Raw genomic sequence first — 2,293 nt, 5'->3', positions numbered from 1 at the left:
GCCCCCGGCCCGCGCTTCGCGCCGCGCCGGCCCGCCGCCGGCCTGCACGACCTCCGCGGCGACGGCACCCCCGCCCCGGCGGCCGCCCGCGCCGCCGACGCCGCCCGCGGCTTCGCCGCCGGCAACGGCTACCTGACCGGCGCGCTCGTCGACCGCTTCATCTGACGACGCCGCTTGCCGCCGCCCCGGCCGGGGACTAGGAATCGGCCCCTGGTGCAACCGGCCGAGAGGCAGCATGAGCTCCCCCGCCGCGGCAGAGGCCAACGGAGCGCCGCACGAACGGCCCTCCGGCTTCTGGAAGCTCGTCCTCGGATCGGTCGGCGTCGTCTACGGCGACATCGGCACCAGCCCGCTCTATGCCATGCGCGAGGCGCTGCACGCCGCCGGCCGCGACGGGCTGGTCGAGGAGGAGGTGATCGGCATCACCTCGATGCTGGTCTGGACGCTGATCCTCATCGTCACCTTCAAGTACGTGACCCTCATCCTGCGCGCCGACAACCACGGCGAGGGCGGCACCCTCTCGCTCCTCGCCCTCGCGCAGCGGTCGGTCGGCCGGCGCACGCCCGTCCTCTTCGTCCTCGGCGTCCTCGGCGCCTCGCTCTTCTACGGCGACGCGGCGATCACCCCGGCGATCTCGGTCCTCTCCGCCCTCGAGGGGCTCGAGCTCGTCGCCCCGCACTTCGACGCCTGGATCATCCCGGTCACCGTCGGCATCATCTTCGGGCTCTTCTGGGTGCAGAGCCGCGGCACCGGCCGCATGGGCATCCTCTTCGGCCCGGTCACCGTCGTCTGGTTCGCCGTCATGGCGCTCCTCGGCCTCCTGCACGCCGGCGACCGGCTGGCGGTCTTCCACGCCCTCAACCCGCTGCACGCCTCGGGCTTCGTCGCCTCGCACGGCCTCGGCGCGCTGCCGGTGATGGGCTCGGTCTTCCTCGCCGTCACCGGCGCCGAGGCGCTCTATGCCGACATGGGCCACTTCGGCCGCGGGCCGATCCGCACCGCCTGGCTCGGCCTCGTCTTCCCGGCCCTGACCCTCAACTACCTCGGCCAGGGCAGCCTCGTCCTCGCCCGCCCCGAGGCGGTGGCGAACCCCTTCTTCCTGATGGCGCCGCCCTGGGCGCTCCTCCCCCTCGTCCTCCTCGCCACCGCCGCGACGATCATCGCCAGCCAGGCGGTCATCTCCGGCGCCTTCTCGCTCACCCGCCAGGCGGTGCAGCTCGGCCTGCTGCCGCGGCTCGAGATCCGCCACACCTCCGAGGCCCAGGTCGGCCAGGTCTACCTGCCGCGGGTCAACTGGTCGCTGCTCGCCGCGGTGCTGATCCTCGTCCTCGCCTTCCGCTCCTCGAGCGCGCTCGCCAGCGCCTACGGCATCGCGGTCACCGGCACCATCGTCGTGACCTCGCTCCTCTCCTTCACCGTCTTCCGCCGCGCCTGGGGCTGGCCGGTCTGGGCCGTGCTGGCCGTGCTGCTGCCGCTCCTCTCGGTCGAGCTCGTCTTCCTCGGGGCGAACCTCGCCAAGCTGCACGACGGCGGCTACGTGCCGCTCGTCATCGCCGCCATCGTCGGCACCCTGGTCACGACCTGGGTGCGCGGCACCGCCATCGTCAACGCCAAGGCGCACGCGGCGAGCCTCCCGCTCGACCAGCTCGTCGGGATGCTGAAGAAGTCGCACCCCGCCCGCGTCCCCGGCAGCGCCGTCTTCCTCACCTCCGACCCCGACGCCGCCCCCGCCGCGCTCATGCACAACCTCAAGCACAACCACGTGCTGCACGAGCGCAACTTCGTCGTCACCGTCACCACCGCCACCACCCCCTCGGTCAGCGACGCCGGGCGCATCGCCGTCGAGCCGCTCGCCGACAGCTTCTGGCGGGTGACGCTCACCTACGGCTACATGGAGGTGCCGAACGTGCCCAAGGCCCTCGCCCTCGCCCGCCGCGACGGCATCGTGCTCGAGATGATGAGCACCTCCTACTTCCTCAGCCGCCGCTCCTTCCGCGCCTCGCGCGAGGGCGGCATGCCCTTCTGGCAGGACCAGCTCTTCATCTCGATGACCAAGGCCGCCACCGACGCCACCAGCTTCTACCGCCTCCCCTCCAACCGCGTCCTCGAACTCGGCCAGCAGCTCGTCGTGTGACCCCCCGCCCCGTCCGCCCCGCCGCCCCCAGCGCGCGGCCCTTCCCTCGCCGTGAGTCGGATCGGAGCCCGTCCGAAGCAGCCCGCCCCATCCGCCCCGCCGCCCCAGGCCGAGGAGGGCAGCGCCCGACCCGGCGGGCGAGAAGCGCCCGCCTGGGGG

Annotated in this window: 1 protein-coding gene; it reads left to right on the top strand. The window is 73.4% G+C overall.

Annotation, left to right across the window (positions count from 1 at the left end):
- Positions 1-235: 235 nt before the first annotated feature.
- A complete protein-coding gene (locus tag Q0112_RS13035) occupies positions 236-2,134 on the top strand; it encodes a potassium transporter Kup (RefSeq protein ID WP_297975962.1) in 1,899 nt (632 codons plus the stop codon).
- The last annotated feature ends 159 nt before the right edge of the window (positions 2,135-2,293 follow it).

Origin of the sequence: uncultured Amaricoccus sp. (genome assembly GCF_937858865.1) — a bacterium.
Taxonomy (GTDB): domain Bacteria; phylum Pseudomonadota; class Alphaproteobacteria; order Rhodobacterales; family Rhodobacteraceae; genus Amaricoccus.
The sequence above is the reverse complement of the archived record's forward strand: the minus strand, read 5'-3'. Positions and strand labels throughout refer to the sequence as shown.